Here is a 20,756-nt window from a genome sequence, read left to right as displayed (position 1 = left end):
CTCTCCTGCCGCCACCTCCCTTACTTCGGTTGCATGCGAATCGCGCCGTCCAGGCGGATGGTTTCACCGTTCAGCATCGGATTCTCGATGATGGCTTTAGCCAGCAGCGCATATTCCTCCGGCTTGCCGAGGCGTGGTGGGAATGGCACCATGGCGCCCAGCGCGTCCTGCACTTCCTGCGGCATGCCCATCAACATCGGCGTTTCAAAGATGCCGGGCGCGATGGTCATCACGCGGATGCCGTTGCGCGACAGGTCGCGCGCCATCGGCAACGTCAGTCCGGCGACCGCCGCTTTCGACGAGGCGTAGGCGGTCTGGCCGATCTGGCCGTCGAAGGCCGCCACCGAAGCGGTGTTGATGATGACGCCGCGTTCGCCGGTCGCCAGCGGCGTATTCTTGCTCATCGCCTCAGCCGCCAGGCGGGCCATGTTGAAGGTGCCGACCAGGTTAATCATCACCACTTTCTGGAACAGTTCCAGCGCGTGCGGGCCGTCCTTGCCGACCGTCTTGGCGGCTGGCGCGATGCCGGCGCAATTGACGATGCCGCGCAGCGTGCCTTGTGCCAGCGCGGCCGCCACCACCGCCTGGCCGTCCGCCTCCGAGGTCACATCGCATTTGACGAACACGCCCTTGAGCTCGGCGGCCAGCGCCTGGCCGGCGTCCGCCTGCACATCGGCCAGCACCACCTTGCCGCCCTGCCCCGCCAGCATCCGCGCAGTCGCCGCGCCCAGTCCCGACGCGCCGCCGGTAATGATAAATACGCCATCCTGAATCTGCATGCCTGTCTCCTGTTCTTATTTGACGTTTACGTAAACGTCAGCATTGTAGCGCAGAATCCGGCTATTTCGGCTTGGGCGGCGCCGGCTCGCTGTTCTTTCCCTCGACGATGAGCACGTGTTTATCAACCGCGCCGGTTTTTTGCTGCTTTACCACCTGCACGGCGACTGGCCGATGGTCATAGACCGAGCGTGGCGCTTTTGGAGCAAGCATGTTTTCCCCTTGAATTGTTATTGGGAAAGCAAATGGTGCTGCGGTGTTTTTTTACAAGTCAGTGCTTGCCAAGATAGTCGCGCAGGATGCCAGCGCCGTAGAGCAAGAGCAATACCGGGCTGGCCAACACAAGATAGGCGATCGGCCAGGACATTGTGATCAGCCACCCCGACATCCCCAGCGCATCGGCCAGCGCTGCCTGAAGCGCAACCGGCAGTTGCAGAAAGACGTAGCGGCCTTTGGCCTCGTCCAGGCTGAAGGCATAGATGACACAGGCGGCAGTCAGCAAGACATAAACCGTGCACAGCCACAGACCGGTTTTGCTCATCTCAATTCTCCATGGTGCGGATTGCCGACAGCACGATCGCTTTGGCGCTGGCCAGATGTTCGATGGTGGTTGCGTACGCGCGGTCGGCATCACCGGCGATGCAAGCTTGCAGGATGTCGGCGTGTTCGTGCTGGAACGCAGGGGTATCGGCCAGCAGCGTGGATTGCAGACGCTCATAGCGCTCCACCTGGGCGCGCAGTTCGCGGATGGCTTTGAGCTGGCGCTCGTTACCACATGAGGCGTACAGCAAGGCATGGAATTCGCGGTTGAGCTCGCCCTGCTTTTCGCGCGTGGCCGCCTCGCCCAGCAAACGATGCACCAGTTCGGCCCGGGCCAGCGTTTCCGCATCCAGGCGCTGCACGGCATGGCGGATGGCGTCACCTTCGAGCAGCATGCGCAGCGCGTAAATTTCGTCGATGTCAGCGGCAGTCAGCGTGCGCACCACGGCGCCGCGATTCTTGTGCTGCTCGACCAGCCCTTCCGCCGCCAATTTCTGTATCGCCTCGCGCAACGGAATTCGGCTGACCGCAAAGCGCTCAGCCAGGTCGCGCTCGATCAGGCGCGCGCCATCGGGCAATGCACCGCTGGCAATCAGACCGCGCAAGGAGGCCGCGAGATGTTCGGATGTACTCATGTATCGAATGGTATACCAAAATACCAAATAGCGATACACTGGCCGCAAGGAGAAAAGATATGAAACATCATTACCAACTCAATGTGACGTGGACTGGCAACCGCGGCAGTGGCACGTCCAGCTACCGCGACTATGGCCGCGACCACATCATCAGCGCGCCCGGCAAGCCAGCGATTCCCGGCTCATCGGACCCAGCCTTCCGGGGCGACGCCACGCGCTGGAATCCCGAAGAGCTGCTGCTGGCGTCCGCCGCAGCCTGCCACAAGCTGTGGTATCTGCACCTGTGCGCCGACGCCAACATCATCGTCACCGCCTACGAGGATGAAGCCGAAGGCACGATGCTGGATGAGCGTTTCGAGCGCATCATCTTGCGCCCCCACGTCACCATCGCGTCCGGTGACCGCGAACTCGCGCTTCGGCTGCACCACACAGCACACGAGAAGTGCTACATCGCCAACTCGGTCAACTTCCCGATCCTGTGCGAGCCCCTCATCATGTAAGGACTTTATTTTTTATTAATGAAGGCTTATAATACAAATGATTTCTATTCTCATTGCGGCAAACGACCGCATTTTACGAACCACCTAGCACCCGGTAGGCAGCCAGGCAACACCACTCTGGAAAGCCTCTATGTCTACCTGCCGTTCCCTTGTTGCCACGTTGCTGGCACTGTCTGTTCACCAAGCCTGGGCCAACGACTCAGCCGCCGATGCGCCGCTGCCAACCGTGGTGGTCACCGCCTCCGGCGCTGCCATCGATATCAAGGACGCCCCGGCCAGCGTCAGCGTCATCAGCCGCGAGGAAATCGAGCGCCAGCCGGTGTATGACCTCAGCACGCTGCTGCGCCGCATTCCCGGCGTCACCGGCGGCACCAGCCCGGTCGGCGAAGAATCGAAAATCAAGTTGCGCGGCCTGCCCGACAAATACACACTGATCCTGGTCGACGGCAAGCGCGTCGGCAGCTCGGCCGACACCGCCTACCGTCCCGACCTCGGCCGCCAGGATCTGAACTGGATCTCGCCCGAGATAATCGAACGCATCGAGGTGGTGCGCGGCCCGATGTCGTCGCTGTACGGCTCGGACGCGATGGGCGGCGTGATCAACATCATCACGCGCAAGGTGCCGGGCAAATGGAACGGCTCGGCCACCGCCAACACCACCCGTCCGCAGGACAGCGGCCGCGGCGACGCGCACCAGCTCGGCTTCAATGTCGCCGGTCCGTTGAGCGACACGGTCGGCATGCGCTTCGGCCTCGGCCAGAGCAAGCAGAATCCCGATGAGCAGGTGCGCGGCAACGCCGGCGGCATCGGCGGCGAACGCAACCAGACCGCCACTGGCCAGTTAAGCTGGAAGCTGGGCGAACGCCAGAGCCTGACGCTGGACGCCAGCTACGGCCGCCAGGAAGCCAGCGACTCCTCCACGCTGGACCCGGACGGCGATCCGCTGTTCTACGCTTGGGGCGCCAGCAAGCTGATACGCAAGAGCGCCAGCCTCGGCTACGAAGGCCGCTTCGCTTTCGGCACCGCCAAACTCAATCTGTACCACAACGATTTCGACAACCGCATCGCCAACACCGTGGCGCGCTCCAAGGACACCACGCTGGACGCCACACTGGAAAAACGCCTGGGCTGGGGCGTCGAACAACTGCTGGTGGTCGGCGCCCAATGGAAGGACCAGGAGCTGACCAATACCGACACCATCGGCACCGTGCCCACCGACTATCTGGGCAACAAGGTCGAGGGCGCAACGCTGTCCGGCACCACCTCGGCCCTGTTCGCCGAAGACCAGTTGTTCCTGCACGACGACCTTAGCGCCACGCTGGGCGTGCGTCTCGACCATCACGACAAGTTCGGCAACCACTACAGCCCGCGCCTCTACCTGGTGTATCACCCGGCGCCGGCCTGGACTGTCAAAGGCGGCGTGTCGCAAGGCTTCCGCGCGCCCAGCCTGAAGGAGAACTCGCCGGCCTCGGCTACCAATTCGGGCGGGCGCGGCTGCACCAGCCTGGCACCGCTGGGCTATGTCCGTGGCGGCTGCTACATGGCCGGCAATCCCGACCTGAAACCGGAAACCAGCACCGCCGCCGAACTGGGCCTGGCTTATGAACACCAGGGCTGGGACTTCGGCGTCACCTATTTCCATAACGACTTCAAGAACAAGATCGACTACGCGCCGCTGGGCTTCTTCCAGAAACTGTGGTGGACGCGGCTGACCAATATCCAGAAGGCGCGCACCAGCGGGCTGGAGGCGACCGCCAACCTGCCACTGACGCCCACGCTGAATTGGCGCAACAATTTCACCTATATGCGCGAAGCGAAGAACCTGACCACCGGCGCCAACCTGCTGTCCACACCGCGCCTGTCGTGGTACTCGGCGCTGGGCTGGCAGGTCAGCGACCAGCTATTTGGCGAGGTGTCGGCCCAGTACACCGGCAAGGAGCTGGACACCGGTCCGCTGTCCAACCGCGCATACACCATCGTCGACGCAGTGGTGTCGTACAAGGTCACGCCGGGCTGGACGGTGCGTGGCGGCGTCGAGAACCTGTTCCGCAAGGGGCCGACAGCTGACGGCTTGGTCGATTACTACGTGCCGGGCCGGCGCATGTTCGCCGGCGTGACCACGCGTTTCTAAACCTGGCCTAGCACTGGATCATCGCGCCGGAGCGGTTGCAGACCTTGCCGTTCGGCCCGACCACGCCGCCGCCCATATTGTTGTAGCGCACGCCGTTGGCGCCGTAGCAGCCAGCCGCATCGCAACTGGTGACCGGCACCGGCGCGCGCGGCGGATTGGTCAGGCTCTGCAATGACGGCGATGGCTGCATGCCGGGCATGGCCACCTGCGGTGCCCGTTTCACCTGTGGCATCGGTTCGATGATCTGCGTGACCGCACGGCGCGGCGCCGGCACCTGTGCCGGCGCCTTGCGGCAAGGCTCGACAGCAAGGCCGGTGCCTTCGGCGTTCAGTGTGCAGACAGGCAGTTTGGCGTATTCGGCGTCTACCTTGCGCTCGGCGGCCATGGCGACCGGCTCCTGCGCCCACGCTGCCTCGCACACCAGCATGCCAATCAGAAAAGCGGCAGTCAGCGCGGCTGGTTTGATGATATTCATGGTCTTCCCTCCTCTCTCCATTATTAGCAGGTGCACGATAGGAGGGAAGCCATGGATACATTTAGTTACTGCTGCTGTAACGGCGGTGGCGGTGGCACGTCGGCCGGTGCGACAATGGCGGGCGGGTGCGCCGGCAACGGCACCGACACCGCCAGCCAGCCCGAGGCCGGCAGCAGCGGCACCAGCAACAGCGCCACGATATTGATGATCTTGATCAACGGATTCACCGCCGGCCCTGCCGTATCCTTGTAAGGATCGCCAACGGTGTCGCCCGTGACCGCCGCTTTGTGCGCATCCGAACCTTTGCCGCCGTGGTGGCCATCTTCGATGTATTTCTTGGCGTTGTCCCAGGCGCCGCCGCCGGTGGTCATCGAAATCGCCACGAACAGCCCGGTGACGATCGTGCCCATCAGCATGCCGCCCAGCGCGGCCGCGCCCAGCAGCATGCCGACCACGATCGGCACCACCACCGGCAGTAACGACGGCACGATCATTTCCCTGATCGCCGACGCGGTCAGCATGTCGACCGCCTTGTCGTACTCCGGCTTGCCGGTGCCCTCCATGATGCCCGGGATGTCGCGGAACTGGCGGCGCACCTCCACCACCACTGCGCCGGCCGCACGGCCCACCGCCTCCATCGCCATCGCGCCGAAAAGATAGGGGATCAGTCCGCCGATGATCAGGCCAACGATCACCATCGGATTCGACAGATCAAACGTAATCGCCCGGCCAGCCGATTCCAGCGCGTGCGTGTAGTCGGCAAACAGCACCAGCGCCGCCAGCCCGGCCGAGCCGATTGCATAGCCCTTGGTGACTGCCTTGGTGGTGTTGCCCACCGCATCCAGCGGGTCGGTAATCGCCCGCACCGAATCCGGCATGCCCGACATTTCAGCGATGCCGCCGGCGTTGTCGGTGATCGGGCCGTAAGCATCCAGCGCTACCACGATGCCGGCCATCGACAGCATCGAGGTGGCGGCGATCGCCACGCCGTACAGCTGGCCCAGCTGGTAGGAGACGAGAATCGCCGCGCACACCGCCAGCACCGGCCAGGCAGTGGCCTTCATCGACACGCCCAGGCCGGCAATGATGTTGGTGCCATGGCCGGTGGTCGATGCCTCGGCGATGTGCTTGACCGGATGAAAGTCGGTACCGGTGTAATACTCGGTGATGTAGACCATCAGCCCGGTCAGCACGATGCCGACCACGGTGCAGCCGATCATGCGCATGCGCATGGCCTCATCCGGCCACAACTGCCAGGTCACCGCCACAAAGCCGATCAGCGACAGGCCGGCCGCCCACCACAGCCCGGTGTACAGCGCCGACATGATCTTCTTGCCCGGCTTGGCCTTGACCATCGAGCAGCCGATGATCGAGGCGATGATGGACACCGCCCCCAGCAGCAGCGGATACACCACCGCCGTGCTGCCACTGGCGCCCATCAGCAGCGCCCCCAGCAGCATGGTGGCGATCAGCGTCACCACGTAGGTTTCAAACAGATCGGCGGCCATGCCGGCACAATCGCCGACGTTATCGCCGACGTTGTCGGCAATCACGGCCGGATTGCGCGGGTCGTCTTCCGGTATGCCGGCCTCCACCTTGCCGACCAGGTCGGCGCCAACGTCGGCTCCCTTGGTGAAGATACCACCGCCGAGCCGTGCAAAAATCGAGATCAGCGAGGCGCCAAACGCCAGTCCGATCAGCGGCTCGATCACCTTGTGCAGATCAACGTTGGGCCCGACGCCCGCCACCAGGAACATGTAGAACAGCACCACGCCCAGCAGGCCCAGCCCGACCACCAGCATGCCGGTGATGGCGCCGCCCTTGAAGGCCACGTCGAGCGCCTCGTTCATGCCCTTGGCGGCCGCCTGCGCGGTGCGCACATTGGCGCGCACCGAGACGTTCATGCCGATGAAGCCGCACGCGCCCGACAGCACCGCGCCGATCAGGAAGCCGATGGCGGTGCTCACGTCGAGCAGTACAGCAATGAGGATCAAAAGCACCACGCCGACAATGCCGATGGTGCGGTACTGGCGCGCCAGATAGGCTGCGGCGCCCTGTTGAATCGCCAGCGCGATTTCCTGCATGCGCGGATTGCCCGCGTCTTGTCGCAAAATCCAGCTACGCGACCATAGTCCATAAATCACGGCGATGACGCCGCACGCAACTGCCAACCATAAGCTGCCTGCCATGAGTGTCCCCTTTATTTTTGTTGATCAAGCTTACAAACCACACTGCAAGGTGCGAACTGCAAAACTTCAAAAATCGGGATGGCGCTGGCGAAAAAAAAGCGGACCATCGGTCCGCTCTACTTTACCGCTTATTTCGACAGCGCGGCAAACGCTGCGTCACGAATCTCGTCAACCGGACCGACGCCTTCGATGCGGCGGTATTTCGGCGCGCCTGCCTGGCCCGACTGTGCCCAGTCGTTGTAGTAGCCCAGCAGTACTTCGGTTTGGTTGTGATAGACGTCCAGGCGCTTCTTCACCACGTCCGCCTTGTCGTCGTCACGCTGTACCAGGTCTTCGCCGGTGACATCGTCCTTGCCTTCGACCTTAGGCGGGTTGAATTTGACGTGGTAGACGCGGCCCGATGCCGGGTGGCAGCGGCGGCCATCGATACGCTCGATGATCTGCTCGTCCGGCACGGCGATTTCCAGCACGTAGTCCACCGCCACGCCGCTGTCCTTCATGGCGTCAGCCTGGGCGATGGTGCGTGGAAAGCCGTCAAACAGGTAGCCGTGGGCGCAATCCGGCTGGGTCAGGCGGTCCTTGACCAGGCCGATGATGATGTCATCCGATACCAAACCACCCGCATCCATCACTTTTTTCGCGGCCAGGCCCAACTCAGTGCCGGCCTTGATCGCGGCGCGGAGCATGTCACCAGTCGAAATTTGTGGGATGTTATATTTTTCTTTGATGAAATTAGCCTGGGTGCCCTTGCCGGCACCTGGTGCTCCTAAAAGAATAAGACGCATGAAAAGTTCCTAAAAAACAGATATGGGTATGGGTTGGTAAGTAGCGGATCGTACGAAACTTACCACAAAACATAGTTTGAACGCCAATTTCAAGCCGATAGAGCGTATGAATATCGCACAGTTAAGCTAGTTATATCAGTGCGAACTGACTTCTACCTGACTTGAATTTGCGCTAAATCAATAGAACTGGCGCACGCGCTCCAGATCCTCCGGCGTGTCCACACCGGCGGCCGGCGCAGAATCGGTAACATGCACGGCAATCGGATAGCCATGCCACAGCACGCGCAACTGCTCCAGCGCTTCGATGGATTCCAGCGGCGACACCTGCAGCGCCGGGTAGGCCTGCAGGAAGTCGTTGCGGTAGGCGTACAGCCCGATGTGACGCAGCGGTACATAGCCTGCGGGCAGGCTGTCTTTGGATTGTGCAAAGGCGTCGCGATGCCACGGGATGGTGGCGCGCGAGAAATACAGCGCACGGCCGGCCTTGTCCAGCACTACCTTCACCACATTCGGGTTGAAGGCGTCGGCCACATCGTGCAGCGGATGGGCGCAGGTGGCCATCGGCACGTCGGCGCCGATGCGGGCGGCGGCGGCCTGTAGCAGCGCGGTGTCGATCAGCGGCTCGTCGCCCTGCAGGTTGACGATGACAGCGTCATCCGCCAGGTTCAGTGTGCGCGCCACTTCGGCGATGCGGTCGGTGCCGGACGGATGGTCGGCACGGGTCATGCACACTTCCACACCGTGCTGCTGGCAGGCGGCACGGATATCCTCATGGTCGGTAGCGACGATGACGCGCGACGCGCCAGACTGCTGCGCGCGCTCGGCGACGCGCACCACCATCGGCTTGCCGCCGAGGTCGGCCAGCGGCTTGTTCGGCAGCCGGGTCGAGGCCAGGCGCGCCGGAATGATGACGATGAAGGACACGTTTATTCAGCCTTGTCCTGCAGGGTGCGGGCTTCGTCGGCCCACATGATCGGGATGCCGTCGCGGATCGGATAAGCCAGGCGGTCGCCTTTGCATATCATTTCCTGGGCTTTCTTATCGTACTCCAGAGGGCCTTTGCAGACCGGGCAAACCAGGATATCAAGCAATCGAGCGTCCACGACATTTCTCCACAATTTGGTCGGCCAGCGCGCGGTCGATGCGTGCTGTTACCGGGACGACCCATAGTCTTGGATCGCCACTGAGTTCTTCAATTTGCGCACATTTTACTGCATCCTTCTCGGTCATCAAGATCAGGTCGGCATCCAGGGTGGCAAATGGACGGTCCTGGAAGTCGTGATGATCGGGCAAAGGCAGTTCGGTGACGTGCAGGCCGGCGGCTTTCAGCATGCCAAAAAAACGCGACGGATTGCCGATGCCGGCGGCGGCAACAATGCGCAAGCCCGGCTGCGCGGCAATCTCCGCCAGGCTGCGCCGCTGGGTGCGGTCGCGCAACTGCTCGGCGATATCGCCAGCCAACGTCATCTGCCACGCCCCCGCAATGCGGCCCACAGCGGTCTGAGCGGGTTGGCGGTGCGGCTCTATCGACGCACCAACCCGGCGCGCCAGTTCCTCGGTCAGCTGCGGCGTGTTGATGACGGTGAAGTCACGCCGGCGCGACACCGGCTCGCGCAACGGCCCGGCCGGCAGCAACCAGCCATTGCCGGCGCCACGGCCGTCAAACAGAATGATTTCCACATCGCGTTGCAGCTTGTAGTGCTGCAGGCCGTCGTCCGTCAGCAGGATATCCACCTCTGGATGCGCGGCCAGCAGCGCGCGGCCGGTAGCGGCGCGGTCGCGCCCCACCATCACCGGCGCGCCGGTGCGCTGCCTGATCAGCAGCGGCTCATCGCCCACCTGCGCCGGCGTGGAAGCGGCGCTCACTTCACGCGCGCCCTCCCCGGCGCTGCCGAAACCGCGCGAGATCACGCCCGGCCGCATGCCCGCCGCCTGCAAGGCCTGCACCAGCCAGATGGTCAGCGGCGTCTTGCCGGTACCGCCGATATAAATATTCCCCACCACCACCACCGGCACCGGCAGCCGCGACGACTTCAGCACACCGGCACGGAACAAGGCCACGCGCAAGCGGCTCAACAGGCGAAACACCAGCGACAGCGGCCACAAGGCGCACGCCAGCGGGCCACGCCGCAGCCAGTTACGCGTCAGCGTGGATTCCAGCGCCGACGATTTATTTGCCGCCACCGGTTTGCGCCGCGAAAGTAAGTTTTTCATAGCCGGCGATGCGCGCGGCTTCCATCACATTGATCACCATCTGGTGCATGGCGAACTGGTCGGCATTGACGATCACCACCGGCGACTTGCCGGCGTCGCCCGCCTTGGTCGCCGCGTCGCGCATGGTCTGCGCGAAACCGTTGACGTCACGGAAGGACACCGGCTCGCCGTTGATGGTGTAGTTGCCCTTGGCATCCACCGTCACGTTCAGCTCGAATGGCTTTTCCTCGGCCTTCTGCGCCTCGGCGGTCGGCAGCGTAATCTGCAGCTCTGTGAACTTGCTGTAGGTGGTGCTGACCATCAGGAAAATCAGGATCACCAGCAGCACGTCGATAAACGGGATCAGGTTGATCTCCGGGTCCTCGCGGCGCTGGCCTTTGCGGAAGTTCATGGCGCGGCGTCCTTACTTGCGCTTGCTGTGGACGATGTCGACAAACTTCACCGCCTGCTGCTCCATGTCGATGATGAAGCTGTCCACCAGCGCGCGGAAGTGGCGGTAGAACACCAGCGTCGGCATCGCGATCGCCAGGCCGAAACCGGTGTTATACAGCGCCACCGAAATGCCGTGCGCCAGCTGCGCCGGATTGGAGCCGGCAGCATTCTGCGAACCAAAGATCTCGATCATGCCGACCACCGTGCCGAACAGGCCCATCAGCGGCGCCAGCGTGGCAATGGTGCCCAACGTGGTCAGGAAGCGCTCCAGCGTATGCGCCACGCCGCTACCGGCCTCCTCGATCGACTCCTTCATCACCTCGCGCGGCGCGTCGACGTTGCGCAGTGCGGCCGACAGCACGATGCCCAGCGGCGAGCTTTTTTCCAGCTTGTCGATGACATCCGGCGTGATCTGCTTGTTGCGGTAGACCTGGACCACTTCGTCCAGCAGCTTTTTCGGGATCAGCTTGCTGCGGCGGAGGTACATCAGGCGTTCGATAATCAGCGCTGTTGCAACGATGGAAGCAATCAACAACAGCCAGATAGGCCAGCCGGCGGCTTGAAAGATGGCGAGCAAAACGAACTCCTGTGGAAAAAATCTGCAACTGAATGGCGCAATGTATCTTGTTGGGGCGATGTCGGCAAGTGTCTGGTGGAGTTCTCAACATTTTCTGTGGACAATAATGTGAGCAAACGTCTGCGTTCATGGCTAAGTCTTTGATTCGAAAAGAAATAGTTGTGTAGCTTAAAAATAAAGCAGGAAAACTCTGGCTTACAAATGTGAACTTCCCCACACTTATTGTGGACAAGATTGTGCGCAATCGGCTTCATATCAAACTACATCATTGATTTTAAAGCGTTTATTTTCCGTGAGTAAAAAACCGGCAGATGGGTTCCAAAAGCCCTTTTTCATCCGAAAGATGCACTTATCCACCGTCCAGAAGATCTATGCGAGGGATCGGTTTGAACTATCGAGACAACTCGGTAGTTCTGCACATTTTATGTGGATAAGATTGTTAGCAAGGCAGAAGTCACCTCACCAAGTCCTTGATTTATAATATGTTTGCTTCACAGCGCAAAAAATAAGCAGCGGCTCAACAGCGCCTTCTGCCAACTTGACGGCTCCCGGAGCATGGCTGAACCAGCAACACAAGCACCAAGTTTTGCACAAATTCTGTGGATAAAATTGTGCGCAATGGGCGGAATCCTGCTCAAGCGACTGATTTTAAAGAGGATAATTTCCTTGCGTAAATTTTGAGCATGCGAAACATGCAAAAGGAAATACCTATCGCTCACGGTAATGAACAATTTTTGTGGATAACTTTGTGCGTAACCACCCTTGCTTACGCCAAAGTGCTTGATCCATAAGGATTTTTCCCCACTGCACGCAAATGCAGCAAAAAAGTTTACGCTTTAAAATCAGGGACCTATCTATAATACTTGCTGTATTAGCTGCGTTATGACCGCTGTGTGACCAAACACACATAGTGTGGATAGTTTCCTTTTTAAAAATGTGATGAATTTCGACAGCCATTCCGACACCGCCCCCGCCGCCGCGCCAGTGATCACCGTCAGTGCGCTCAACCAGGCCGTGGCGCGGCTGCTGGAGCGCAGCTTTCCGCTGCAATGGATCTCGGGCGAAATCTCCAACTTCACGCGGGCAGCCTCCGGCCACTGGTACTTCACGCTGAAGGATGATGGCGCCCAGGTGCGGGCGGTGATGTTCCGCGGCCGCGCGCAATACGCCAACTTCGTCCCGCGCGAAGGCGACAAGGTCGAGGTGCGCGCGCTGGTCACGCTGTATGGCGCGCGCGGCGATTACCAGATCAATGTGGAAGCGATCCGCCGCGCCGGTGTCGGCTCGCTGTTCGAAGCCTTCCAGCGGCTGAAGGAAAAGCTGGACGCGGCCGGGCTATTCCATCCGGAGCGCAAGCGCGCGCTGCCGATGTTTCCGCGCACCATAGGCATCGTCACCAGCCCGCAGGCGGCGGCGCTGCGCGACGTGCTGACCGCGCTGCAACGCCGCGCGCCGCACGTACAGGTGATTCTCTACCCGACACCGGTGCAGGGCCAATTGGCGGCCGAAAAGATCGCCGCCGCCATCGACACCGCCTCGCTGCGCGGCGAATGCGATGTGCTGATCGTCTGCCGGGGCGGCGGCAGCATCGAAGACCTGTGGTCGTTCAATGACGAGGAAGTGGCGTATGCGGTGGCGAATTGCCGCATGCCGGTGATTTCCGGCGTCGGCCACGAGACCGACTTCACGATTTGCGACTTCGCCGCCGACCTGCGCGCCGCCACGCCGACAGCGGCGGCCGAACTGGCGGCCACGCCGCGTGCCGACTGGATCGGCTCGCTGCGCGCCGACGTCATCGACCTGCGCCGCGCCATGCGTCGTGCGCTGAACGACGCCGAGCAAACGCTGGACAACCACCAGCGCCGCCTGCTGAATCCAACGGCGCAGATCGACCAGCAGCGCCACAAGCTGCGCGCCCACGCCACCGCGCTGACGCACGCCAACCGCGCGCCGCTGACGCAGGCGCGTCATCAGCTGGATCGCCTGAGCGGCCGCCTGGGCGCACGCAAGCCAGATGTCAGCGCAGCGCAATCGGTGCTGGCCAGCCTGCAACACCGCGCCACGACCAGCATCGCCCGCCAACTGCACCACAAGCGCGACGCACTGGCCGCGCTGTCCTCGCAGCTGGAACTGCTGAATCCACAGCGGACGCTGGAGCGCGGCTACGCCATCGTCACCAACGAACAAGGCGCCATCCTGCGCGCCCCAACCGAGCTGAAGCCGCAAACCACCCTCACCGTCCGCCTCGCCGAAGGCAGCGCCAACGTCGACATATCCGGGGTCAGTTCTGCCAAACGTACATGAGTCCGTGTACGTTTGGCAGAACTGACCCCGGATTCAGGTGGCGGAGAGCATGGCGGACATGCCGATCAGCGCCGGGTATTCGGCGGTGATGACGTAGGTGGGGATGTGCGCCAGGTAGTCGGAGAAGCGGCCTTTCTGCTCGAAGCGGGCGCGAAAGCCGGAGCGTTCGAAGAACTCGCTCATCTTCAGCACCGTGCGGCCGCCGATGTAGATGCCGCCCTTTGCGCCCAGCGTCAGCGCGACGTTGCCGGCCACCGTGCCCAGCATTTCGCAGAAGGCCAGCAGCGTTTCTTCGCACACCGGATCAAGCCGGTGCAGGCCGCGTTCCATGATATCTGCCGTGTTCAGGTTCTGCGGTTCGGCGCGCGCTCGTTCGCATAGCGCGCGGTAGACCAGCGCGATGCCGATGCCGGATACCAGCCGCTCGCTCGATACATGCTCGTGATAGCGCCGCGCGTAGCGCAAGATGTCGATCTCGCGCTCGTTCATCGGCGCGAACGTGGCGTGGCCGCCTTCGCTGTCGATGGCGATCCAGCGCTCGCCGGCCGGCACCAGGCCGGATACGCCCAGCCCGGCGTCCGCCCCCACCAGGCCGATGGTGGCGCCGCTGCGCAGGATGCCGCCGCCGATCTGGTGCTTGTGCTCCGCCGCCAGGTAGGGCAAGGCGCTGGCCAGCGCGGTGAAGTCGTTCACCACCACCAGCGATTTCAGGCTGAATTGTGAACACACGGCTTCAACCGAGAACGACCAGTGGTGATTGGTCATGGTCACCCAGTCGCCGTCGATCGGGTTGGCGATGGCGATGCCGGCAAAGCGCGCCTGGTAGCCGCCCGCCGCCACCGTCGCCGGCTGCGACAGGTAGGCCACCATCGCCGCGCCCAGCGTCGGGTAAGACTGGCAGTCGGTCAGCCAGATCGCTTCGATCTGGTTGGGCGCCGTTTCCAGCCCGAAGCTGGCACTGCTGCCGCCGATGTCGGCCAAGATGCGCGGGCCGTGCGCGAGGTGCGAAAATGCATCGCGTTTCATGTCTCTTTCCGTTCTGTCTCTTTTTTATGCTGGACTGGCAGCTTGATTATATGTCACGCTTAGAACTGAAAACGTTTTCAGAAGCGTTTTTCATTAAATACCGCCGATCAATGAAAGTCAATGTGCTAATCTTCCGGCGCAAAGGTTTTCATAACTACATCTACAAGGCACTACTTTGGCAGACATTCCACCCTCCAGCCCATCGACCCTGTTGGACGTTGCACGCCAGGCGGGAGTGTCTCCGAGTACGGTTTCGCGCATCCTCAATGGCACCGCCAAGGTGTCCGACGACAAGCGCCGCGCAGTGCTGACGGCGATCGAGGAGATGAAATTTGCGCCCAACCAGATGGCGCAGGGCCTGAAAAAAGGCCGCTCGATGACCATCGGCATCGTGGTCCAGGATATCTCCTCCCCCTTCTTCGATGAAACGCTGCGCGGCGTCGACGACGGCCTCAAAGGCACCGGCTACGCTTCGGTGATCGTCAGCGGCCACTGGAATGCCGAGGAGGAAGCCGACCGTATCCGCCTGCTGCTGGCGCGCAAGGTCGACGGCATCATCCTGCTGTCCGGCCGCATCGACGATGAAACGGTGCTGGGCTTTTCCGGCCAGCGGCCGATCGTCTCCACCGGCCGCGCCATCAAGACCCGCAGCGCACTCGGCTTCAAAATGGATAATGAATATGGCGCCTACCTGGCGGTGCACCACCTGATCGAACTGGGCCATCGCCACATCGCCTTCATCTCCGGCCCGGCCAACAATACCGACGCCGACGACCGCCTGGCCGGCTACGCACGCGCGCTGCGCGAGGCGAATATTCCGCTGGACGACAAGCTGGTGGTCGAGGGCAATTACCACGAGGCCAGCGGCATGCTGGCGATGAACCGCCTGTTCGACACCGGCCAGCAGTTCACCGCCGTGTTTGCCGCCAACGACCTGAGCGCCTATGGCGCGCGGCTGGCGCTGTACCGCAAGGGCATCCGCGTGCCGGATGATATCTCGCTGGTCGGCTTCGATGACCTGCCCGGCTCCTCGTACACGACGCCGCCGCTGACCACCATCCGCCAGCCGCTGTACGACATCGGCCGCATCGCCACCCACGCATTGTTGCGCATCATCAATGGCGAGGAAGTGCGCGGCGAAGTGCCGCCGCTGGAATTGATCGTCCGCGAAACCACCCGCAGGCTGCGCTAATCCCTGTTAATCCACACGAAACCGGGGTGTTTTCTGCGGCGATGCCCTATCCGCTTTACAATGGTGGACGTTGCAATAAAATGACCCGGTTTTTTTAAACCATTCAATCAAAAGGAAGAACGATGGAACATACTCTGCCACCTCTGCCATATGCAATCGACGCCCTGGCGCCGCACATCTCGCAAGAAACCCTGGAATACCACTACGGCAAGCATCACCAAACGTATGTCACCAACCTGAACAACCTGATTAAAGGTACCGAGTTCGAAAACCTGTCGCTGGAAGAGATCATCAAGAAATCGTCGGGTCCAGTCTTCAACAACTCGGCACAGATCTGGAACCACACCTTCTTCTGGAACAGCCTGACCCCGAACGGCAAAGGTGCACCAGACGGCGCGCTGGCTGACGCCATCAACGCCAAGTGGGGCTCGTTCGACAAGTTCAAGGAAGAGTTCACCAAGTCGGCCGTTGGCAACTTCGGTTCGAGCTGGACCTGGCTGGTGAAAAAAGCCGACGGTACGCTGGACATCGTCAACACCTCGAACGCCGCCACCCCGCTGACCACCGACGCCAAAGCGCTGATCACCATCGACCTGTGGGAACACGCTTACTACATCGACTACCGCAACGTGCGTCCAAAGTTCATCGAGACCTTCTTCAAGCTCGCCAACTGGGACTTCGCTGCCGCCAACTTCGCTTAAGCGACAACGGCAGCTTGAGCAAAAGCCCGCAGCGCCCGCGCCTGCGGGCTTTTTTATTGGAGACAGTTCATGACCTACCTCGCGTCCGCGCAGCGCTATGATGAGATGCAGTATCGCACTTGCGGCCGCAGCGGCTTGAAGCTGCCGGCGATGTCGCTCGGCTTGTGGCATAACTTTGGCGATAGCACGACCCTCGCCGCCCAGCGCGAAATGCTGCGCACGGCGTTTGACCTGGGCATCACGCACTTCGACCTGGCCAATAACTACGGGCCGCCATACGGCTCCGCCGAAACCAACTTCGGTCACATCTTCAAGGAAGACTTCAAGCCCTACCGCGATGAGCTGATCATCTCCACCAAGGCCGGCTGGGACATGTGGCCCGGCCCTTATGGCCAAGGCGGCGGCTCGCGCAAATACGTGCTGGCCAGCCTGGATCAATCGCTGCAACGCATGGGCCTCGACTACGTCGATATCTTTTACTCGCACCGCTTCGATCCGGACACGCCGCTGGAAGAAACCATGGGCGCCCTCGCCCACGCGGTCCAGCAGGGCAAGGCGCTGTATGTCGGCGTGTCGTCCTACTCAGCCGAGAAAACCGCCGAAGCCGCACGCCTGCTGAAGGAGTGGAAGGTGCCGTGCCTGATCCATCAGCCTTCGTACAATATGCTGAACCGCTGGATCGAAACCGAAGGCCTGCTGGACACGCTGGGCCAGCAAGGCATAGGCTGCATCACTTTCACCGCGCTGGCGCAGGGCATCCTCAGCGACAAATACCTGAACGGCGTGCCGGCCGATGCGCGCGTCAACCGTCCCGGCGGTGGCTCGCTGCTGCCATCGCACCTGAGCGAAGCGAATCTGCAGCGGGTGCGCGGCTTGAACGACATCGCGCAGCAACGCGGCCAGACGCTGGCACAGATGGCGCTGGCCTGGGTGCTGCGCGACCAGCGCATCACCTCGACGCTGATCGGCGCCAGCAACGCCACGCAGATCCGCGAGAACGTCGACGCGCTGAAGAATCTCAGCTTCACCAATGAAGAACTGGCGCAGATCGATGCGCTGGCGCAGGAAGGCGCGATCAACCTGTGGGCCGGCTCCTCGGCGCACAAATAATGGATCGTTTTAACGCCATGCGCATCTTCACCCGCATCGTCGAGCTGGAAAGCTTCAGCAAGGCGGCGGAGGATTTGCAGATACCGGCGGCCACCGCCACCTACACCATCAAGCAGCTGGAAGCGCGGCTCGGCGTGCGCCTGTTGCAGCGGACCACGCGCCACGTCAGCCCGACGCTGGACGGCCAGGCCTACTACCAGCGCTGCGTGCGCATTCTGGCGGACGTCGAGGAAACCGAGGCGGGATTCGGCAACAGCGGCGTGGCGCCGCGCGGCAAGCTGCGCGTGGATCTCCAAGGCACGTTGTCGCAGCGCTATGTGCTGCCGCGCCTGAAGGAGTTCTTCGCCCGCTATCCGGATATCGAACTGGAAATCGGCATGGGCGACCGGCTGGTCGACCTGGTGCGCGACGGCGTTGATTGCGTGCTGCGGGTTGGCGAGTTGCGTGATTCGTCGATGGTGGCGCGGCGTGTCGCCAGCCTGCAGCAGGTGACTTGCGCCAGCGCCGCCTACCTGCAACAGCACGGCATGCCGCACACGCTGGAGGACCTGCACACGCAAGGCCACCAAGCGGTCAACTTCTTCTCGTCCAGCAGCGGCAAGATGTTCCCGTTCGAGTTCATCGTCGATGGCGAGGATGTCAGCATCACCCTGCCCGGCCAGGTCTCGGTTGGCAGCGCCGAAGCCTATGCCGCCTGCTGCGCCAACGATCTGGGACTGGTGCAGATGCCGCGCTATCACATCGACCAGCAGCTGCGCAGCGGCGCCATTGTTGAAGTGCTGGACCAGTGGCGCCCGCGCCCGATGCCGGTGTCGGTGCTGTACCCGCACCAGCGGCAGCTGTCGCCGCGCGTGCGGGTGTTTGTCGACTGGCTCAGCGACGTGATGGGCGCCGCCAGTTAAAGCTTGGCGCTGGCGCGCTCAGTTGCGCCGTTCTTCGCGTCGCGCCTGCGGCGGCACGTCGCGCTCGGCGTTCTCGTCCGGCGCCATCTCGCCTCCATCGCCATCCGTCTCCGGCATCGTTTCGACATGGTCGTAGCCGATGTCGCTCTCGATATCTTCCCGGCCCACGCTGGCGCGCTCGCCGGTGCCTTGCGCATCGGTGTCGCTATCCATCTCCGCGCCAGGCTGTCCCACCATATCGCTGCCGCTGTCCGAATTGTCGCTCGGGCCCAGCGCGCGCGTGCCATGTCCGCGACCGAGGGTACGGTCGGCGCCTGCCGGAATGTTGTCCGGGTCTAAAGTGCTGTCAGCCATGATGACCTCCTTGCCATAAAAATCACATTACAGCACCGGCAAGGCCTTGGGTCAGTGCGTCCACACGCTTAAAACTATTATGCCCATAGGAATTTTTTACTTTACAAATGTATTATTCATCTCCATACTTATAACCATCAAATACGGAGAACATCATGAGCACCACGAGCAAACACCTGCTGAGCGCCCTGGCCACTGCGGCATTTGCAGTCGCCGCGACCGCCACCACCGTCACCAATGCCTTCGCCCAGACTGAGAAAAAAGTCGAGCAGCCTCAAGGTAAAACCCGTGCCGAAGTGCAGGCCGAATACCTGGAAGCGCGCAAGAACGGCACGCTGATCGAGACCGAAGCCGACATGGACGTCGCCCAGACCCGTAAGCACATCGTCAAGCACTAAGCAGCACCTGTGAAGAAGCTCTCGTTCGCACTTTCCCTCTGCGTGTTGGCCGGTTGCGCCAACATGGGCAACGTCCAGCCGCAGGCGACCCGCCTCAAGTCCGCCGACCTGAATCCGGGCAAGGCCATCGCCGCCGCCAGCGCAGCAGGGGACAAACTCGTCGCCTGGCCGGACGAGCGCTGGTGGGAAGCGCTGCACGACGAGCAGCTGAACAAGCTGGTGACCGCCGCGCTGAGCGACAACCCATCGTTGCGCGCCACGCTGGCCCGCGTGCGCCAGGCCGAATCACTGGCCGGCGTCGCCAAGGCCGCAACGCTGCCGCGCGTAGACGCCTCGGCCAGCGCCGACCGTGAGTTGTACTCGGCGCACAGTACGATCCCCGCACCACTCGCCGGGAACTACGCGTGGAAGAACACCGCCACGCTATCCGGTTCCTACGATCTGGACCTGTGGGGTCGCAATCGCGATGCGCTGGCCGCCGCGCTGGATGAAGTCCATCTGGCCGCCGCCGAATCGCAAATGGCACGCCTGACGCTGGAAACCTCCATCGTCCGCACCTACATCCAGCTGTCGCTGGAGTATGCGTTGCAGGACAGCGTGGCGGACAACCTGGCGCAGCGCCAGCGCATCCTGGAAATCACGCGCCGCCGCAAGGCCGCCGGACTGGCCAGCGATATTGAAGTCAGCAGCATCGAGACCACGCTGCCAGCGGGTCGGCGCGAGCATGAACAACATGGCGAAACCATCGCCCTGCTGCGCAACCAGCTGGCAGCACTGATAGGCAAAGGACCGGGCGACGGCGAAACGATCGCCCGGCCATTGCTCACCCTTGAGACGGCGCGCGCCGACGGCGTGCCGGCCGACCTGCCGGCCGAACTGGTCGGCCGCCGCCCGGATATCGTGGCGCAGCGCTGGCGCGTGGAAGCAGCCGGCGCCCGCATCAGCGTGGCGAAGAAGGACTTCTACCCGAATATCAACCTGGCCGCCTTTGTCGGCCAGCAGTCGCTGGGCTTCGGCCATTTCCTCGAAGCCGGCTCGCAGATGCGCGGCATCACGCCGGCCATCAGCCTGCCGGTATTTGAAGGCGGCCGCCTGCGTGCGCAACTGGGCAACCAGACCGCCATCTACGACGGCGCGATCGAGCAGTACAACGCCAGCGTGGTACAGGCGATGTCGGACGTGGCCAACGCGGTAGTGAAGATAGATTCAGTCAAGCAGCAGGACCAGCTGGCGCAACGCGCGCTGGCGTCGGCACGGCGCCAGCAGCAGCTGGCAGAAAAAGCCTACCAGGCCGGCCTGACCGACACCCTCAATGTCATCAACGCTCAACTGACATTGTTGAATGAGCAGCAGCAAATGGCGCAAGTGGCCAGCAAACAGCTGGACAACTATGCATTATTGATGTCGGCGCTAGGCGGAGGCATAAAACTGGATTTGAACTGACACTTAAATAGTACAATCAGTCCTTTCCAAAAAATATTAGAGGAGTGGCAATGAGTAGTTTTGAAGCGACT

General features: G+C 62.1%; 23 protein-coding genes. 9 read left to right on the top strand and 14 right to left on the bottom strand.

What is annotated here, in order from left to right:
* Window positions 1-20: 20 nt before the first annotated feature.
* The 4 genes from BLS51_RS26120 to BLS51_RS26110 form a co-directional block, all read right to left on the bottom strand.
* Window positions 21-779, bottom strand: a complete 759-nt coding sequence (locus BLS51_RS26120) for a 3-hydroxyacyl-CoA dehydrogenase (RefSeq protein ID WP_090191305.1) — start codon at window positions 777-779, stop codon at window positions 21-23.
* A gap of 61 nt (window positions 780-840) precedes the next feature.
* The gene (locus BLS51_RS29860) at window positions 841-990 is read right to left on the bottom strand and encodes a hypothetical protein (protein ID WP_175472696.1); all 150 of its coding nucleotides are present in this window, start codon (window positions 988-990) and stop codon (window positions 841-843) included.
* Between the two features lie 58 nt (window positions 991-1,048).
* Window positions 1,049-1,318, bottom strand: coding sequence for a hypothetical protein (locus tag BLS51_RS26115; RefSeq protein ID WP_090191303.1), 270 nt, complete (start codon window positions 1,316-1,318; stop codon window positions 1,049-1,051).
* A gap of 1 nt (window position 1,319) precedes the next feature.
* Window positions 1,320-1,952 (bottom strand): GntR family transcriptional regulator, encoded by a 633-nt coding sequence (locus tag BLS51_RS26110; RefSeq protein WP_090191298.1) that lies wholly within the window; start codon window positions 1,950-1,952, stop codon window positions 1,320-1,322.
* Between the two features lie 59 nt (window positions 1,953-2,011).
* Between BLS51_RS26110 and BLS51_RS26105 the strand changes: the two genes are divergently transcribed.
* The gene (locus tag BLS51_RS26105; RefSeq protein WP_090191295.1) at window positions 2,012-2,452 is read left to right on the top strand and encodes an OsmC family protein; all 441 of its coding nucleotides are present in this window, start codon (window positions 2,012-2,014) and stop codon (window positions 2,450-2,452) included.
* A 130-nt stretch (window positions 2,453-2,582) separates the two neighbouring features.
* Complete coding sequence (locus tag BLS51_RS26100) at window positions 2,583-4,583, top strand: TonB-dependent receptor domain-containing protein (protein WP_175472695.1); 2,001 nt, start codon at window positions 2,583-2,585, stop codon at window positions 4,581-4,583.
* 7 nt (window positions 4,584-4,590) lie between these two features.
* Here BLS51_RS26100 and BLS51_RS26095 read toward each other — a convergent pair whose 3' ends face one another.
* The 8 genes from BLS51_RS26095 to BLS51_RS26060 all read right to left on the bottom strand — a co-directional run bounded on the left by BLS51_RS26095 (window position 4,591) and on the right by BLS51_RS26060 (window position 11,255).
* A complete protein-coding gene (locus BLS51_RS26095) occupies window positions 4,591-5,058 on the bottom strand; it encodes a hypothetical protein (protein ID WP_090191293.1) in 468 nt (155 codons plus the stop codon).
* Window positions 5,059-5,123: 65 nt separating this feature from the next.
* Entirely contained in the window at window positions 5,124-7,247 is a 2,124-nt protein-coding gene (locus BLS51_RS26090; protein ID WP_090191290.1) for a sodium-translocating pyrophosphatase, read from the bottom strand.
* A 128-nt stretch (window positions 7,248-7,375) separates the two neighbouring features.
* Window positions 7,376-8,032, bottom strand: coding sequence for an adenylate kinase (adk, locus tag BLS51_RS26085; protein WP_090191287.1), 657 nt, complete (start codon window positions 8,030-8,032; stop codon window positions 7,376-7,378).
* A gap of 177 nt (window positions 8,033-8,209) precedes the next feature.
* The gene (kdsB, locus tag BLS51_RS26080) at window positions 8,210-8,956 is read right to left on the bottom strand and encodes a 3-deoxy-manno-octulosonate cytidylyltransferase (protein ID WP_090191285.1); all 747 of its coding nucleotides are present in this window, start codon (window positions 8,954-8,956) and stop codon (window positions 8,210-8,212) included.
* Between the two features lie 2 nt (window positions 8,957-8,958).
* Entirely contained in the window at window positions 8,959-9,135 is a 177-nt protein-coding gene (locus BLS51_RS26075) for a Trm112 family protein (protein WP_008446346.1), read from the bottom strand.
* Complete coding sequence (gene lpxK, locus BLS51_RS26070; RefSeq protein ID WP_090191282.1) at window positions 9,116-10,246, bottom strand: tetraacyldisaccharide 4'-kinase; 1,131 nt, start codon at window positions 10,244-10,246, stop codon at window positions 9,116-9,118. The genes BLS51_RS26075 and lpxK overlap by 20 nt, the downstream gene beginning before the upstream one ends.
* A complete protein-coding gene (locus BLS51_RS26065) occupies window positions 10,203-10,637 on the bottom strand; it encodes an ExbD/TolR family protein (RefSeq protein WP_090191280.1) in 435 nt (144 codons plus the stop codon). Before BLS51_RS26065 ends, lpxK begins: the two co-directional genes overlap by 44 nt.
* A gap of 12 nt (window positions 10,638-10,649) precedes the next feature.
* A complete protein-coding gene (locus tag BLS51_RS26060) occupies window positions 10,650-11,255 on the bottom strand; it encodes a MotA/TolQ/ExbB proton channel family protein (protein ID WP_090191277.1) in 606 nt (201 codons plus the stop codon).
* 939 nt (window positions 11,256-12,194) lie between these two features.
* On the opposite strand from BLS51_RS26060, the gene xseA reads away from it, so the two are divergent.
* The gene (gene xseA, locus BLS51_RS26055) at window positions 12,195-13,559 is read left to right on the top strand and encodes an exodeoxyribonuclease VII large subunit (RefSeq protein ID WP_090191275.1); all 1,365 of its coding nucleotides are present in this window, start codon (window positions 12,195-12,197) and stop codon (window positions 13,557-13,559) included.
* A 33-nt stretch (window positions 13,560-13,592) separates the two neighbouring features.
* Here the strand turns inward: xseA and glk are convergent, their stop codons facing one another.
* On the bottom strand, window positions 13,593-14,585 hold the full coding sequence (glk, locus tag BLS51_RS26050) for a glucokinase (RefSeq protein WP_090191272.1): 993 nt from the start codon (window positions 14,583-14,585) through the stop codon (window positions 13,593-13,595).
* A 211-nt stretch (window positions 14,586-14,796) separates the two neighbouring features.
* Between glk and BLS51_RS26045 the strand changes: the two genes are divergently transcribed.
* The 4 genes from BLS51_RS26045 to BLS51_RS26030 all read left to right on the top strand — a co-directional run bounded on the left by BLS51_RS26045 (window position 14,797) and on the right by BLS51_RS26030 (window position 18,490).
* Window positions 14,797-15,777: a LacI family DNA-binding transcriptional regulator gene (locus BLS51_RS26045; protein ID WP_090191269.1), complete on the top strand. Its 981-nt coding sequence runs from the start codon at window positions 14,797-14,799 to the stop codon at window positions 15,775-15,777.
* Window positions 15,778-15,899: 122 nt separating this feature from the next.
* Entirely contained in the window at window positions 15,900-16,478 is a 579-nt protein-coding gene (gene sodB / locus BLS51_RS26040; protein ID WP_090191266.1) for a superoxide dismutase [Fe], read from the top strand.
* Window positions 16,479-16,547: 69 nt separating this feature from the next.
* Window positions 16,548-17,588 carry an L-glyceraldehyde 3-phosphate reductase gene (mgrA, locus tag BLS51_RS26035; RefSeq protein WP_090191264.1) on the top strand — a complete coding sequence of 347 codons (1,041 nt, stop codon included), beginning with the start codon at window positions 16,548-16,550 and terminating at the stop codon, window positions 17,586-17,588.
* Window positions 17,588-18,490, top strand: a complete 903-nt coding sequence (locus tag BLS51_RS26030; protein ID WP_090191261.1) for a LysR family transcriptional regulator — start codon at window positions 17,588-17,590, stop codon at window positions 18,488-18,490. The genes mgrA and BLS51_RS26030 overlap by 1 nt, the downstream gene beginning before the upstream one ends.
* Before the next feature lie 18 nt (window positions 18,491-18,508).
* Here the strand turns inward: BLS51_RS26030 and BLS51_RS26025 are convergent, their stop codons facing one another.
* The gene (locus BLS51_RS26025; protein ID WP_090191259.1) at window positions 18,509-18,844 is read right to left on the bottom strand and encodes a hypothetical protein; all 336 of its coding nucleotides are present in this window, start codon (window positions 18,842-18,844) and stop codon (window positions 18,509-18,511) included.
* 155 nt (window positions 18,845-18,999) lie between these two features.
* Here BLS51_RS26025 and BLS51_RS26020 point away from each other — a divergent pair, with 155 nt between their 5' ends.
* Both BLS51_RS26020 and BLS51_RS26015 read left to right on the top strand, forming a co-directional pair.
* Window positions 19,000-19,242, top strand: coding sequence for a DUF4148 domain-containing protein (locus BLS51_RS26020; protein ID WP_090191256.1), 243 nt, complete (start codon window positions 19,000-19,002; stop codon window positions 19,240-19,242).
* Window positions 19,243-19,251: 9 nt separating this feature from the next.
* Entirely contained in the window at window positions 19,252-20,685 is a 1,434-nt protein-coding gene (locus BLS51_RS26015; protein WP_229207757.1) for an efflux transporter outer membrane subunit, read from the top strand.
* Window positions 20,686-20,756: the final 71 nt, after the last annotated feature.

Origin of the sequence: Duganella sp. OV510 (assembly GCF_900100205.1) — a bacterium.
GTDB lineage: Bacteria > Pseudomonadota > Gammaproteobacteria > Burkholderiales > Burkholderiaceae_D > Rugamonas.
The sequence above is the reverse complement of the archived record's forward strand: the minus strand, read 5'-3'. Positions and strand labels throughout refer to the sequence as shown.

Excerpts from the sequence above, each read along its gene's own strand:
- sodB (WP_090191266.1), top strand. The coding sequence starts at position 15,900 with ATGGAACATACTCTGCCACCTCTGCCATATGCAATCGACGCCCTGGCG.
- BLS51_RS26025 (WP_090191259.1), bottom strand. The coding sequence starts at position 18,844 with ATGGCTGACAGCACTTTAGACCCGGACAACATTCCGGCAGGCGCCGAC.
- BLS51_RS26065 (WP_090191280.1), bottom strand. The coding sequence starts at position 10,637 with ATGAACTTCCGCAAAGGCCAGCGCCGCGAGGACCCGGAGATCAACCTG.
- BLS51_RS26095 (WP_090191293.1), bottom strand. The coding sequence starts at position 5,058 with ATGAATATCATCAAACCAGCCGCGCTGACTGCCGCTTTTCTGATTGGC.
- BLS51_RS26020 (WP_090191256.1), top strand. The coding sequence starts at position 19,000 with ATGAGCACCACGAGCAAACACCTGCTGAGCGCCCTGGCCACTGCGGCA.
- BLS51_RS29860 (WP_175472696.1), bottom strand. The coding sequence starts at position 990 with ATGCTTGCTCCAAAAGCGCCACGCTCGGTCTATGACCATCGGCCAGTC.
- BLS51_RS26115 (WP_090191303.1), bottom strand. The coding sequence starts at position 1,318 with ATGAGCAAAACCGGTCTGTGGCTGTGCACGGTTTATGTCTTGCTGACT.
- glk (WP_090191272.1), bottom strand. The coding sequence starts at position 14,585 with ATGAAACGCGATGCATTTTCGCACCTCGCGCACGGCCCGCGCATCTTG.
- lpxK (WP_090191282.1), bottom strand. The coding sequence starts at position 10,246 with ATGAAAAACTTACTTTCGCGGCGCAAACCGGTGGCGGCAAATAAATCG.
- BLS51_RS26030 (WP_090191261.1), top strand. The coding sequence starts at position 17,588 with ATGGATCGTTTTAACGCCATGCGCATCTTCACCCGCATCGTCGAGCTG.
- BLS51_RS26100 (WP_175472695.1), top strand. The coding sequence starts at position 2,583 with ATGTCTACCTGCCGTTCCCTTGTTGCCACGTTGCTGGCACTGTCTGTT.
- BLS51_RS26105 (WP_090191295.1), top strand. The coding sequence starts at position 2,012 with ATGAAACATCATTACCAACTCAATGTGACGTGGACTGGCAACCGCGGC.
- xseA (WP_090191275.1), top strand. The coding sequence starts at position 12,195 with ATGAATTTCGACAGCCATTCCGACACCGCCCCCGCCGCCGCGCCAGTG.
- adk (WP_090191287.1), bottom strand. The coding sequence starts at position 8,032 with ATGCGTCTTATTCTTTTAGGAGCACCAGGTGCCGGCAAGGGCACCCAG.
- mgrA (WP_090191264.1), top strand. The coding sequence starts at position 16,548 with ATGACCTACCTCGCGTCCGCGCAGCGCTATGATGAGATGCAGTATCGC.
- BLS51_RS26090 (WP_090191290.1), bottom strand. The coding sequence starts at position 7,247 with ATGGCAGGCAGCTTATGGTTGGCAGTTGCGTGCGGCGTCATCGCCGTG.
- BLS51_RS26120 (WP_090191305.1), bottom strand. The coding sequence starts at position 779 with ATGCAGATTCAGGATGGCGTATTTATCATTACCGGCGGCGCGTCGGGA.
- BLS51_RS26110 (WP_090191298.1), bottom strand. The coding sequence starts at position 1,952 with ATGAGTACATCCGAACATCTCGCGGCCTCCTTGCGCGGTCTGATTGCC.